Annotated in this window: 13 protein-coding genes; 5 read left to right on the forward strand and 8 right to left on the reverse strand. The window is 42.7% G+C overall.

The annotated features are described in order from the left end of the window. Positions 1-197 precede the first annotated feature (197 nt). Positions 198-989: an exodeoxyribonuclease III gene (gene xth, locus ACTHJT_RS08225; protein ID WP_440237525.1), complete on the forward strand. Its 792-nt coding sequence runs from the start codon at positions 198-200 to the stop codon at positions 987-989. 943 nt (positions 990-1,932) lie between these two features. Here the strand turns inward: xth and ACTHJT_RS08230 are convergent. From ACTHJT_RS08230 to ACTHJT_RS08240, 3 genes are read right to left on the reverse strand one after another with little or no spacing between them, the layout of a single operon-like run. Further along, positions 1,933-4,431 carry a DUF3160 domain-containing protein gene (locus ACTHJT_RS08230; protein WP_440237527.1) on the reverse strand — a complete coding sequence of 833 codons (2,499 nt, stop codon included), beginning with the start codon at positions 4,429-4,431 and terminating at the stop codon, positions 1,933-1,935. Beyond that, on the reverse strand, positions 4,406-4,966 hold the full coding sequence (locus ACTHJT_RS08235; RefSeq protein ID WP_440237529.1) for a hypothetical protein: 561 nt from the start codon (positions 4,964-4,966) through the stop codon (positions 4,406-4,408). Before ACTHJT_RS08235 ends, ACTHJT_RS08230 begins: the two co-directional genes overlap by 26 nt. Before the next feature lie 17 nt (positions 4,967-4,983). Further along, positions 4,984-5,892, reverse strand: a complete 909-nt coding sequence (locus ACTHJT_RS08240) for a CapA family protein (RefSeq protein ID WP_440237530.1) — start codon at positions 5,890-5,892, stop codon at positions 4,984-4,986. Between the two features lie 231 nt (positions 5,893-6,123). Between ACTHJT_RS08240 and ACTHJT_RS08245 the strand changes: the two genes are divergently transcribed. From ACTHJT_RS08245 to ACTHJT_RS08255, 3 genes are all read left to right on the forward strand, one after another. Further along, positions 6,124-6,885: a hypothetical protein gene (locus ACTHJT_RS08245; protein ID WP_440237532.1), complete on the forward strand. Its 762-nt coding sequence runs from the start codon at positions 6,124-6,126 to the stop codon at positions 6,883-6,885. Positions 6,886-7,943: 1,058 nt separating this feature from the next. Beyond that, positions 7,944-8,468 (forward strand): hypothetical protein, encoded by a 525-nt coding sequence (locus ACTHJT_RS08250; protein WP_440237533.1) that lies wholly within the window; start codon positions 7,944-7,946, stop codon positions 8,466-8,468. Between the two features lie 427 nt (positions 8,469-8,895). After that, positions 8,896-9,690 carry an SDR family NAD(P)-dependent oxidoreductase gene (locus tag ACTHJT_RS08255; RefSeq protein WP_440237534.1) on the forward strand — a complete coding sequence of 265 codons (795 nt, stop codon included), beginning with the start codon at positions 8,896-8,898 and terminating at the stop codon, positions 9,688-9,690. An 84-nt stretch (positions 9,691-9,774) separates the two neighbouring features. Here ACTHJT_RS08255 and ACTHJT_RS08260 read toward each other — a convergent pair whose 3' ends face one another. From ACTHJT_RS08260 to ACTHJT_RS08280, 5 genes are all read right to left on the reverse strand, one after another. Beyond that, positions 9,775-10,362, reverse strand: a complete 588-nt coding sequence (locus ACTHJT_RS08260) for a YciE/YciF ferroxidase family protein (RefSeq protein WP_440237535.1) — start codon at positions 10,360-10,362, stop codon at positions 9,775-9,777. A gap of 23 nt (positions 10,363-10,385) precedes the next feature. After that, on the reverse strand, positions 10,386-10,556 hold the full coding sequence (locus tag ACTHJT_RS08265) for a hypothetical protein (RefSeq protein ID WP_440237536.1): 171 nt from the start codon (positions 10,554-10,556) through the stop codon (positions 10,386-10,388). A gap of 46 nt (positions 10,557-10,602) precedes the next feature. Then, positions 10,603-11,154, reverse strand: a complete 552-nt coding sequence (locus ACTHJT_RS08270; protein WP_440237537.1) for a hypothetical protein — start codon at positions 11,152-11,154, stop codon at positions 10,603-10,605. Between the two features lie 133 nt (positions 11,155-11,287). After that, positions 11,288-12,394 (reverse strand): DUF4421 family protein, encoded by a 1,107-nt coding sequence (locus ACTHJT_RS08275; RefSeq protein WP_440237538.1) that lies wholly within the window; start codon positions 12,392-12,394, stop codon positions 11,288-11,290. A 42-nt stretch (positions 12,395-12,436) separates the two neighbouring features. Then, the gene (locus tag ACTHJT_RS08280) at positions 12,437-12,631 is read right to left on the reverse strand and encodes a hypothetical protein (RefSeq protein ID WP_440237540.1); all 195 of its coding nucleotides are present in this window, start codon (positions 12,629-12,631) and stop codon (positions 12,437-12,439) included. 207 nt (positions 12,632-12,838) lie between these two features. Here ACTHJT_RS08280 and ACTHJT_RS08285 point away from each other — a divergent pair. Continuing rightward, the coding region (locus ACTHJT_RS08285) for an OmpA family protein (RefSeq protein WP_440237541.1) at positions 12,839-14,381 on the forward strand (1,543 nt) is incomplete at its 3' end.

Below are 14,381 nucleotides of genomic sequence, written 5' to 3' on the forward strand. Positions count from 1 at the left end.
ACAATCCCGAACCTCCCTCACCCTGGTGTGTGTGGCTCCGCCACGGCGGACAGACCAACAACTGCTCTGTCCATAGCCGAGTAACAGATTACTGTCTACTGTCCACTGATTACTGACTACTGTCCACTTCCACCTTTTCCGTTTTTTTACTATCTTATATATACACGTCACATTCAACCGCCAACAGGAGTAATTACATGCCAACAATAAAAATAGCAACCTATAATGTAAATGGCGTCAATGGCAGGCTTCCCGTACTGCTGCGCTGGCTGGAGGAAGCAAGGCCCGATATCGTGTGCCTGCAGGAACTCAAGGCACCGCAGGAAAAATTTCCGGAGCAGGCCCTGCTTGATATCGGTTATCATGCCATCTGGCACGGACAGAAAAGCTGGAACGGTGTCGCCATCCTTTCCCGCAGTAAAGACATCCGCGAGCTGCGACGTACCTTGCCGGGCGATGACGAAGACACGCATAGCCGCTACATCGAAGCCTTTGTAAACGGTATCGTCATCGGCTGTCTGTACCTGCCCAACGGCAATCCCGCACCGGGGCCAAAGTTTGACTACAAACTCAACTGGTTCAGGCGCCTTACCGCGCATGCGGCCGATTTAATAGAAGCTGATATGCCCGTGCTGCTTGTAGGCGATTACAACGTCATGCCTACCGAGCTGGATGTATACAAACCCGAAAGCTGGACCGAAGACGCGCTGTTCAGGCCGGAAGTGCGTACAGCCTTTAAGAAGTTGGTAAAACAAGGCTGGACAGATGCCATCCGCATACTGCATCCCGAAGAGCGCATCTACACCTTCTGGGATTATTTCCGCAATGCTTACGGGCGCAACGCCGGACTCCGCATCGACCATTTTCTGCTGAGTCCGGAGCTGGCGCCCAAACTTAAAAAAGCCGATGTCGACAAGCACGTCCGCGGCTGGGAGAAAAGCAGCGACCATGCGCCGGTGTGGATTGAACTGAAGGTTAGTAAAAAGTAAACAGTAGTCAGTAAGTCCACAACGCTGGCGTAAGCATTTGCTTGTGCCCTTCACAGGTTAGCGACCACTGGTCTGTAACACACAAACCAGCAACTGTCCTACCACCAGCCACATAACCGACAAAAGTGGCCATAAGCGGATACTTGGCCCAGCATCGACAGGACAAAAACACCCTCTTTCCCCAGGCTCCCTGTGGTCTCCTCCCTATCTCCTCCCTATCTGCGCCCAGGGTGCTTCGTTAAGATTGTCATTTTTGATGTTAAGCAGCGCCAAATACCCGCTTTTTGTAAACATATGTTAACGAAATGAGCCAATAAGAGGCAACCTGAGCGCGCCGGGAAAAAGTCTATCCACTCAATGGTCTCCTTGTAGCCTCCTTGTAGTCTCCTCCTGGGGAAAGCCTAGGGAAAGCTTAGGTAGAGGCATGTTTCAAAGGAATCAATACAAACCACAGGTAAATTTTGTAAACAGGTGCCCTGCTCAGCAGGTGGCATTGGCAGAAACATGATACAACCTCGCCAGATTGATTTTAAGACATAATAGAGCAACTTTACAGCACAGCCTACACAATCTACTCTTCCACCACATAAAAAAGCCTTAAAACGCATCTGATAAAGGCGTTCATTTCCGGGCCGTAACAACGTCCTTTTTGATGCTGCACACAGCCAGACAAGCTGCTTGCGTAAACCTATGTTAATGAAATCCAGCCATAGCAGTACGGGGTAAGTATGAGTGAAGTATGCGGATAGCATGCGTGAAGTATGATGATAGTATGCACATAGTATGAGGTATGTATGAGCATAGTATCACCATAGTATGAGGTATGTATGAACACAGTATGACCATAGTATGGAAGTACCATAGAACAAGCATGGTAATAGCATGACACAAGTATGCGCATGGTATCACAACAGTATGAAGCGTTGTCAATTACCTCAACACACTAATACAGATTGAAATTCGGAGCAGTTTTAATTTCAGGAACCGCAATGCGGATGTCGTTCATCCATACCGCCTGCTTCTGCTCTATGCCATCTTTAAAGAGCTGCTCCTGCCAGGCTTCATCCGTGAGGCGATCCGCAGAAGGTCCTGTAAACTCATACTGACTGAATACCGCCCCGCGGGTTAGGTACAGCAAGCCGTTTATTTCCACGACAACATAGATCTCATCGGCCTTTCCGACACCTTCCTGCAGACACACATCATTGTATGTGTATACATCGGTTACCACGGCCATGTACCTGTCCGGAGAATTTACAGTTGTGGTCGAAACCTCTGTAGACTCAATGATATCGAGGGTTAGCCGCTCTATTTCGCCGCCTACAAATGACAGTCTTTCGAAATCCTGGGCAGAGATTTTCTGACCTTTGAGCTCCTGTTCACTGATGCGCAGCAAAAAGGTTCCCAGGTCGGTAAGCGCATTGTTGCGCTGCTGCAGCGCTGCTGTCAACATCCCGTTTTCTCCCAGCATATCCGCATTCAGATTAAGAAACTCCAGACAAGTATTCCAGCATGTGATGCTGGGTTCTACATAGCTAAGCTTCTGCGGCGGCGGAACCTCGCCCCCGTCGCCCATCTCTGCACCGCTTGGCTGCTGGATATACAGCACCATGTCGTGTTTAAGTTCTGTCCAGGAAGCCAGCATGGTATTCAGGTTTTTCTTTTGCCATGCCGGCAGCTGCATGAAATACGGAGCCTTGGGATCCGTCTGCTGCAAAGCCAGCACCGCTTCCATCTGTTTATTGTATACACAATTATTCCAGTTATTGTAGTTCCTGAATTTATCCTTCAATACAGCCAGTGTATCCGGGTAACCGCTCCACTTCTGGCCTTCCTTATAGGTGTTCAATAAAATATCCTCTGCTGTTTTATTCCCCATGGCAGCAAACACATCCAATGCCTTCGGGATCGGGCGCAGGGGTTTGGGTTTCAGTACATGCACAAGACGCTGCAGAATCTCGCCGTCAAAGGTATAACGGCCCGCAGTGAATACAACCTTCTTCCTTGCCAGGAATTCCATGGTACGATCATTGGCGCCTGCAGGACGGAATTTAGCGGGATCCATGGCATACAGTGCTTTACGTATGCTGCTGAGCGTAGCCGGCGCCAGCAGCTCTTCCGGTTTCGCCTGCTTATACTTTTCAAGTACCTTCAGCACATGATAAAACGAAAGATTGTTTTCATCACCGGCCAGAAAACCTATTACCTTTGAAAACTGCAGGTACTGTTCCTTCGCCGGCTGTAAAGCCGTAAGGTAACGGCCGATGGATACTGCGCTGCTCAGGTGTTCATCCGTGTCAAGAAAGATCACGGCGCTGTTCAGCCATTTCACACATTTAAAATATTGTTTCAACGAATCCGTACGGGTATAATTTCCGCGCGGAATAAACTGGGTATAATCCATCAGTGAATCAGCCAGAAAATCTGAACGGTCTATCTTTTCAGCATCATTGATGTGAGTGTATTCAAAATCAAATGCTTCTTCCATACCGGCAGGCACGGCATATTTCTTCCCTTTCAATAAGGTAAGGGCCACGGCAAAGTAGGTCTGGTTCCAGGCCCCTGCATTCCGCACTGTCACGGCCGGAGCTGCAGCATCTTTCTTCGAGGCTTCATACAGTGCAGTAAGCAGCCCGTCCAGCAAGGGGTACATTTTCTGCTCTTCCAGCGCCTGCATTTCTTTGCTGATGTGCATGTGCAATACCTGCAGATACAGATCGGTGGTTATAAAGCTCGGTGTGTAATCATAATAATTTTGATCGTACACATGGAAGAGCTGTTCATGGCTGGCTTTATTGATCACAAAACCATCGGCGGTAAGATGTTGTTTCACAACGGCAGGAATGTCTGAGAACTGCTGCCAGTTGACAACATTCTCCATATTCGCTTTCTTATAGCCTCCGGCCTGAATATAGTTGTTCTTATATAAAGCCGTTTCAGCACGCAATACCTTGTCAATAAACTTTTTCTCCTGTTCGCTTAATTTGATCTGAAAGTTTTCATCCCAGAAAACAGGCTGATACCATTTGGTTGCATTAAAATGCGAACGCATCACATAATCCATAAACAGGAACCCATGTCTGGCCAGAATTTCAGCACGCAGTAAGCGCAGCTCCTGAAAGGTTTTGCCGGTAAGATCCACATCAAAATTAAATGGCGGCGGCTGCACCTTATCTGCATAGTAATCCTTATAGTATTCCAGGTAATCGGGCGTCTTATAAGATGCCTGGGGATCGATATCCTTTGTAGTGATCGGATAACCTTCATCGTAGGCAGCAAAGGTCATCAACGGCTGATTCAGTTTATAGGGCTGTTCAGCAGCAGCCTTCTTTTGTTCTTCCTTCTCATCCGAACAGGAAAGAGAAAAAAGCACCAGACAAATCAAACCTGTTCTGCTTAAAATGCCGGTTAACCTGCTAACGATGGAGTTGTTGTTTTGCATGTTCATAATTTATTGAATCCTGTTCTGTAGAAAGATATGTCATTCCGAAAGTTCCCCATTTATAAAAGCGCGTACAGAATGTTTGCGGTCCTGTCTGCTCCATGGTATGAATAATGGTCTGCTGCATGCTGTCTGTCTGCACAGCAAATTCTTCCAGTGGGTTTACAAGTCTTGAGCTGAGCCACAGCGGCCGTATATAACCACGGTCAATCTGAAAAATAAAAAGGCGTTTCTTTAAGATGGAATCAAAAGGCGTAGGTTTAATGATACCCAGACAGATATCTGTTTTACCGTCACGGTTTACGTCACCGGTTTCCAGCTGAAAAACTTCATAAGGTGTATAAATATAATCAATGGATTGCTTAGAGGTATCGGTGATGGACAATTTGTATTTCTGAATCCGGTCCATCTTCTCAAGCTTCACAAATCCATTAAAAAAATTGTCTTTGATGTATACCTCTTTTTCAAAAGGTCCGGACTCAGCACAGCTATTCAAAAGCAGTAAAGATATGATCCAGAAAATTCCGATTTTCATATTCGTCATAAAAGGATCTAAAAACCAATCTGTTTATTATCCAGAAATTGCCTGGCATCGGTTTCGTTCATCATAAGCGGTCTGGAGTCAGACAATTTAAATGGAATCACTTGCGCTAAAGTAATTGTATTATCGCTAATATCAAAACACGCGAACATGCCTGTATTGCCCGGAGATTTATTCGTATCGAAAATAAAATTCCCCAGGCTGTAGCAGATATATTTTCCTTTATACAGCTCTATGGGCTGAACGACATGAGGGTGGTGACCGATAATTAAATCCGCACCGGCATCAATCAATGTCCGGGCCTGCTGCTGCTGATTTTCAGCAGGCATTGCCTGCATTTCTGTTCCCCAGTGCAAACACAGGATGATACAAAAATCAGGATGTTCTTTTTTAAAGTCTGCAATCTGTTCCCTGAATGCCGCATCGTTTTTATTGCAGCATCCGGCAGGTTGCTGCTGATATAAGAAGGTATTTGAAAACAGGGCAATTTTCGATCCGTTCTGTTCTATCAGCAAGGGTTGGCAAGGATGTTGAAATGCACTGTCAGCTCCAATATACATGATGGAGTTGCGGCTTAATCCACGCATGGTTTGTTCTATGCCTGCCCTGCCAAAATCACCAATATGGTTATTGGCAAGAGAAACATGTGTAATGCCTGACTGCCGGATAAATGGAAGCCATTCCGGATTTGCACGGAAATAATATTTTTTATCTGACGCCCTGGGCAAAGGATCACAAACAGGCTGCTCAAGATTTACCAGTACAATGTCCTGCCTGCTGAATACATCCCGCGTACGTTCAAAGAGATGTTCGATGCCGTTATTTTCTATGGAACGACGTGTTCCCCGGTCAAGCATCATATCTCCTGCAAAAAGTATATGAATGGATTTCTCCGGTTGACTGCAGGTAAAAAAACTCATGCAGCAAAACAACAGACAGGCAATGCTGCAGGACCTATAAAAATAAACCATGAAAGAGCGGCTGTGGGACATTGACTCAAAGATACACAAATTGTGTGATCCATGCTTGATTTAATAACTGCAAAGCTTCATCAAATATAATCCCCAGGAAATAGCAGGTAACAGCATTTCTTTTTCCGATACAAATACTATCCCTTCACGCTCAGGCGTTATCCCTCAAACCCGCGTCGTATGAAAAAGTCTGCCTTGTCCCTGCTTCTTGCTCTATACACTGTTTACCCGATCGCTGCACAGCAGGTTCGCGAACAGGATATTACTTACAGCCGCTATATCGTGCGGGAAATCAATCTGCGTAACGAATGTAATAAAGTTATCTTTGGAAGCCACGCCGAGCTGCCCTCTATCCTGCTGGACGCCCTGCAGCAAGGCGCGAAAGCTTACAGCTATACCACTCCTATCCAACCGGTGAGCTATGAGCAGGTACAGGAAAAATTACTGATCGGTACTGCGGAAGACAGTTGTAGTTTCTCTTTTTATACACCTCAGGATTTATACATGATAGAACTAACGGAACAATTCATTTTCGATAAGCAACTGTCTGAGTTCCGTTTCATTCCGGTAGCGCTTACGCTTTTTATACCAGCTGAAATAAGTTCGAAAGGAATCATGGAACCTTTGGCTGTCTTCCCGTTTGAAGAATGTACCCGCATTTTCCGCAAGGATGCGCGTGCGGTTTCCGCCGTAACAAAAATCGGCCAGCCTGCCGTTAACTTCAACGAGCAGTTCCTGCTCCGCTCCTACACTTCCACCATTGTGAAGATCGGCAACAAGGATGATCTGTACTTTGACCAGCAATACAGCAACCAATACGAGGCATTCATGGCCATGAAAAAAGAAGAACAGGCTTTGCAGGAAATGATGTATGCCGCATATCATCCGGCAGGGATGGAACGCAAGGCAGGGAAACGTAAGAAGACTGTCAGGCTGCGGTGAATTATTGCATCACTCCAAGACACAGGATACCAAAAACTGCAGAAATTATTTTCAATAACATAATGTTACGGGTTAGGCTCATGGATTATAAATCATGATGATCTGGCTTCCGGATTGCAAATCCGGAAGAGCAGCGTTTTGTTGCGTTCGCGGAATGAACCAAAATTTTAGCCTATTTGATCCGCCGCGGCGGAAGTCTTGATCTTTTGGTTCTTTTGCTCCGCTGCGGCGGAATATTTTATAGGCTTAACTAAACGACATTGGATTATAAATCCGGAAGGGCCGAGTCTATCGACGAGCAACGAGATCTCCAAAGTTTTGAAAACCCTGGAAGCCTTTCGACTAAATCAGAAGTAGAATAAAAAAGCCCGTCAGGGAATTACCCCGACGGACTTAGCTGATTGAAAAATTACTTAAATACTCAGAGCTGCAACCGGACCCTGTAAAATCCGGCTGCTGCCCCGTTAAGAACGGAAGCGGTTGAAAGCTCTTCATCTGATCTTTCTATTCAGTTTACCCATTACCGCATGCCGAAGCATCGGGTCTGAATGCACCGCAACGAAAGACTACCGTTGGCGCATCATTTGTACGCGCTATCATTTGTTCGTATACAGGGAGGAATAACAACTCTGTAGTAATGTTATACTAAGCGGCAAATCCGTATGGGATGTCTCAAGCCCGGCCCCTTGCACGATACATAAACTAATGAGCGTGATGAACGCATAGTATGAATGTTTTGTGATATTCCTTTACCTGTATACTATATCTTATTTCAAATACCCATATTCAGAACCTGCTGCTCTGATTTTGTGATACAAATCTAGTATGAACGGATTTCAATTAATTATAACATTCTGAAATAATATTGCAGCTTTTCCATTCATTTACAGGTTACATCAATACCAACGGGCTTTGCATACCGGATCATTTTTCTGATCTTTACAGCTTTAAAAATCTGTCGCTTCTTATATATGTTTTTAAAAAGTAAAATTATACATCTTACGGTAGCTTTTCTTTGCATTCCGCTGCCTGGTATTCTGTTTTCATTCACAAACAATATGCATGAAGATAAAGGTAAGTACCGCCTCTTTATTATTCAGGATTCCATAAAGTATGAAATGACCTACAGTGATACAATTCTTAAATTAAAAAAGAAACCGTTTAAATTTGAACTTCATTTAGCCCGGGGTTTTGAGGGTACATTTGTAAGCGCTTCATACGAAAAGCTATATTACGATACCCCGATTAAAAAACATTTTAAAGACTGGGATGCCATTGGCGCTAAAACCATGGTGGAAGCAAAAGAGAATGAAGATAAAACTTTGGTAACTTCTCCGGAATATGTTTGCTTCTGGTATTATGAAAACGGAAAAGCATACCGCACAGATCCGAAAACAAGAATGGAAGACAACAGGATTGTACTGACCAAGTCAATTAAAAAAATAGCTGAACAGGGAGAAGATAAGACATATGCAGTATCAGAAGTTTCGAAACCGCTTTACCTGGTTTCCTTTTATAAAAACTTTGATGCGCCTAAGGCATTAGATCTTGAACGTAAACGGATAAAAATAGTTTTCGAATAATTGATCGGCCTGATAATTGCAATCAGGCTGATCAATTACGCCAGGTATATCATGCATACAATAGCTGTAAGTATAATGGCAGCAGTTGTAAAAGGCGGTCCGGTCAACGTATGAATCAGGTTACGAACGAAACGATTCATATAAATGTATTTTCTAATCAATTGTCTCATTTTACTATTTTTAAGCTGGTATTGATTTTTACGTTCAGTATCTAATAAACGTTGCTTATTTTTTATAAAATTCCTTAATAATATTCTATTCTATTTTTCGTTTCAGTTCATTATTCTGAATCGAATTCAGTAAACTGAAAATCTGTAACACAAAGACTTTTTGATATAAAAGACCAAGCGCTGCTTTCGTCTATTTTGCAGGGATACAGCTATATTCTATAACAGCTAAAATACTCAACCATCTAACAATTTCAGTCATGAAAAATTCCAACCAAACCGTACTGATCACAGGTGCCACAAGTGGTATCGGATTGGAGCTTGCATACCTGTTCGCAGCAGACAATTACAACATGGTACTTGTTGCCCGCGATGAACAGAAACTCAATAACGTTGCTGCCAACCTTCAGAATATGGGAGCAGGCAGAATCATCATCATCCCCAAAGATCTGTCAATACCTAATGCAGCAGCCGAAATCTTTGAGATTACACAACAGCAGAATATTCATGTAGATGTACTGGTAAATGATGCCGGTGTTGGTGAATACGGACATTTTACAGAAACAAACCTGGAAAAAGAACTGGGTATCATTCAATTGAATGTTTCTTCCATGGTACATCTGACCAAGTTATACTTACGTGAAATGATGGCCTACAGCGGTCCGGGAAAAATCCTGCAGCTGGCGTCAGTAGCTTCTTACCAGCCGAGCCCGATGCTGGCAGTGTATGCTGCAACAAAAGCATTTGTGCTTTCCTTCAGCGATGCCATTGCTTATGAGTTGAAAGATTCGCATGTCACAGTTACCTCATTGATTCCCAATGCCACAGATACCGACTTCTTCCACAAAGCAGGCATGGAACATACAAAAGCAGCACAAAACAATCCGGAAGATCCTGCGATCGTAGCGCAGATCGGTTATGATGCATTGCTTAAAGGTGAACCGCATGCGTATGCACCCGGAGTAAGACAGCTGGCCGCTGTAAGCTCTATCCTATCGAACCAGAACGTAGCCATGATGGTTGACAAACAGATGCAACCGGCAGAACAGAAATAACTAAAAGATGATCAAATAAAAAACTCCTTTCCGATTCCAACAGGAATCAGAAAGGAGTTTTTTATTTACTAAGATGTGATTTACTTATTCCTGCTCAGCAGCTTCAATGTTTACAGCACTTACAGCTACCTCAGATAATTTTTCATCAGCATTTTTTTCTTCTTCCAGTGTTACAGCCAGAATTTCTTTAACTTCACTAAGTCCTAATGTCTCCGCAAACTGACATAACGTTCCATAAGAAGCTATTTCATAATGCTCCACTTTTTGCCCGGCAGAAATGATACCTGCATCACGCATGGCTCCTTCTTCAGAATCTTCCATGATTCCCTGAGCCTCTTCAATCAGACCAGCCATAGCTTCACATTTTTTTGCAACAGCATTTTTACCAATGATTTCAAATACTTTTTCAAGACGAATCACCTGCTCTTCTGTTTCTTCCAGATGCGCTTCCAAAGCCTCTACAAGTTCTTCAGAAGTCGCATTCTTAATCATCTTCGGAATGGCTTTGGTCAATGCTTTCTCAGCCCAGTAGATATCCTTTAATTCATCTTCGAATAATTTGTGCAGCTGGGATTCCTGCATAGAGTTACTGTTTGAACTGTTACCTGTTCTTGACTGTGTTTTTGATGCACTTTTTTTTGCGCCGTTGCCGTTACTTGTTTTCTTTTCCATAGTTGTAATTGTTTATAGGTTGATTATTCATTGTTACTGAATCGGGCCACAAAATAAATAATACCACCGACCAATAGTATTGAAATAAAAACACCAACTCCCATGCCGGCTTTGAAGATTCCTCCGACTACGCTGCACGAAGTAAACATAAGAGCGATAATAATAATTATTGGTATATAGATATATTTATTCATAGCCGTAATATTTTAATAAAACATAGGTTGAAAAACAGATACGATCCTATCTATAGATTTCTTCTGCATTATGTTCCTTCCATTTCTCTGCGAAATAATCGGCATCCTCGTCGTTACGGGGTTCAACGCCCATCACGACGTTTCCTTGTTTAATACCGTCTTCATAAATACGTGCGCGTTCTTCAGGAATACCGGCGCCGACCAATGCTCCGATAATACCGCCTGTAAGTCCTCCGGCACCTGCGCCAGCAAGTCCTGCGGCAAGCGGTCCTGCAATCACAAGGCCAAGACCGGGAATTACAAGGCTGGATCCCAATGCTGCGACCACACCTGCAATAGCACCGATTGTTCCTCCGATAGCTGACCCTTTACCAAGACCTTCGGCAGCTTTCGTTCCGATTTCTGTATCTTCATCGGCGAAATGTTTTTTACGGGTATCATGCGACATCAACAGGTGAACATCTTTTTGATTATACCCTCTGTCCTGGACACTGTTATAGGCATTTTCAGTGCTCTCGCGGTCACGGAACATGCCGGTGACTAATTTGTTGTTTGTTGTTTTATACGCATTCGTAGGTGTGTTGCTGTTATTTTCCATAGTTGTACGGTTACTGGTTAGAATTAATTGCTCGTTGATAAACAAATTTATATCATCCCCATAGCTATCTGATTACATGTAACACTGTATTGTTTACATCTTTGCCATCCGTACAATGAACTAACGAATAACACTACATGCCAGGCGGCATGGTCTTCCTGTAAAATTTCTTAATGAACAGAGGTGCTTTAAAGCGATAACCGATATCAATACCAATATAATTATAGACACTCGTAAAATTCATTCTATGAAGCATCGTTGTACGACTGTCAATATCACAACGTGCTGCTGCATAAAAATGATCTGACTGGTACCCAACATTTACAGAACCATCCAAAGTCCATAACAAATTCGTTTCTGATCTGACACGTTGCTCATCTGAAGCATACAATCTATTGGTATATAATCCTAATGGTGAGAAAACAGTACATGCCGCATAAAAATGTTCTTTAATAACAAGTTTTCCTCCCACACCTGGCGATACCTTGATATAATAACTGATTATTTCAGAAATATTAGTCAAGTCTTCAAAATAGGTGCGTTGCTGCATACTAAGTAAATTTGTATCGCTATATATCTGTTGGTTGTATATGCCGGCTTTCAGCAAAAACCCCGCATGACTCCTGACCTGAGATTCTGTATAATCAATGGTAGAAAGGTAGGAATATTTTTTCCAGTTAAAATTATAAATGCCTTCAAACTCATATTCCTTGATATTGACATCTGTGCGCGGCGTATTGCTCTTCTGCGGATCCGGAGAATTAAAGGCATTCACATCTGTTACTCCTTTAATCTTCATAAATCTGAACGTAAGAATATAAACAGGGCTTTTATATTTTATCGTTGCCGTACGGTAATAAGACCGGGCATGATCAGGAGGGTCGCCTAAGGGAGGCAACAAACTTAATGCAAAGCCTGCAGTAATATGCCGGTAGCTGAAGGATAAACCTGTAATGGTATTTGTATTGGTGCGAAATTTTGATGCTGCAAATGCTGCCTGAACTGGAACTATATCAACATATATATTTGGCGTCAATACATGCAGCGAAACGATCATATGACTTTTTGGGTAAGTCCTGATATAATTTGAATCAGCAGGATTGTATTTAATTTTAAGATTCGGAAAATATTTTTGATAAAATTTATCCGGATGCAAAAAAACATTTTCTTTTTTTTCCTGCGCATAAATAAAGCCAGCATACATCCATATGAACGCCAGGCAAGTAATCGGCTTCCACATAAATATTATTATTTGAATCAGTAATTATCTAAAGACGATCATCTAAGCTTCATCTTTGATCATACGAATCAAACCTATTCCGGAAATAAAAAAGATAAAACCTAATGTACCAAACGTGATCAGTGATTTTACTGCATGTGTGCCAGCCGTTGAGTTTGTAAATAATACAGCGGTATAAATAAGGCTGGCTATTCCCAGGATAGTAAGTACACTTCCGAAAATTCTTTTAATATTCATACTGTTAATTGGTTGGGGCTTATTTAATATTTTATGCATAAAGATGCTTGAGAGAGTCTGCGCTGCTGTTACACATAAACCAATTATAATTACAGTATTACCACAAGCTCATGTGAACTGTGAATTATGTAAATCATAAACATTTTTTTGTAAAACAAAGAAATTTGAAGAACTGGATATTTGAGCAAATAATTTTATAAGCGAAAAATGAAGCATACAGTTATATTTCTTTTATCCTTAGTTTTTACAATAACTGCATCTGCCCAGAAAATTCAATGGGCATATAAAGTACTGGATCATTCCAGTCAACAGGGAACAAAAGATTATGCTGCCGTGCAGGCGCTTGGCCAGCCAAACGCATTGCCGCACCAGGGCGAAAGCATCCGTGCATGGCAACCAAAGCCCGGCGAAAAGGAAAGTTTTATTAAAGTCGGCTTTCTTACACCAATCGTTCCTAAGCAGATCATCATTGGAGAATCTTTTAATCCCGGGCATATTTCGAATGTGTATGTATATGATGCCGATGGAAAAGAATACCAGCTCTCTTCTACCATGAATGGATATCTTTCTCCGGACGGCTTATTACATATTTCAGCAAAGGAAATAACATTTAATGTGCTTGCAGTTAAAGTCACCATCATTCCCAATGGCTTATCCGTTGGTATAGATGCGATTGGTATGACAACCAGCGAGCAGCATTTTATGATGAAACAAAGCGAAAATGATTTGATCAAATCGAATATGGTTGCCAGAAAACTAAGTGATAGTGTAAACAGCAATTATATGGAAATAGGTCCGCTTGTATCACCCGACGGACAAACACTATACTTCAGCCGCAGCGGAGATCCTGCAGATATAGGCGGTAAAAAAGATATCGAAGACATCTGGTATTCCCGTTGGGATGCTTCAACCAAATCCTGGGGGAAAGCCAGAAACATGGGTTGCCCTTTGAATAACGAAGAACCGAATTTTATCAATTCTATTTCACCGGATGGCAATACAGTTTTACTTGGCAACTCCTATTATTCTGACGGAACCATGTCTGATGGTGTTTCTCTGACACACAAAACAGCAACCGGCTGGAGCAAGCCCGAACGTTTGGTGATTGAGGATGAAGACAAGAACAAAAGTGAAATGGTAAGCTATTTCATGAGCAACAGCCAGAAAATATTGATGATCTCGAATAATCGCAAAGGTGATAGCTATGGTAAAAATGATCTGTATGTTAGCTTCCTGAGAACCGACAACACCTGGAGCAAGCCATTGAACCTAGGAGACAAAATAAATACGAATGGTATTGAAGATGCTCCGTTCCTGGCTTCTGATGACAAAACACTTTACTTTACTTCAGATGGACACGGTGGTTATGGTGGCACAGATATATACATGAGCAGACGACTGGATGATACCTGGCAGAATTGGTCAGTACCGGAAAACTTAGGTCCGGTGGTAAATGGCGCACACGATGAATCGTTCTTCTCGTTAAGCGCTTCGGGCAAACAGGTATATTTTACTTCACAGGTTGCCGCAGACTCAAAAGATGTAGACATGTATGTGCTGGAACTCCCACCGCTGCTAAGTCCACAGCCGGTGCTACTGGTACATGGTCATGTATATGACAGCAAAACCAAACAACCTTTAAAAGGTGTAAAAATTTCTTTTGAAAATTTAACAACAGCTGCAGAAGTTGGTATTGCCAGCTCAAACTACGAATCAGCGTCATATAAAATAGTACTTCCTGCCGGAGCCA

Source organism: Cytophaga sp. (assembly GCF_051961495.1).
GTDB lineage: Bacteria > Bacteroidota > Bacteroidia > Cytophagales > Cytophagaceae > Cytophaga.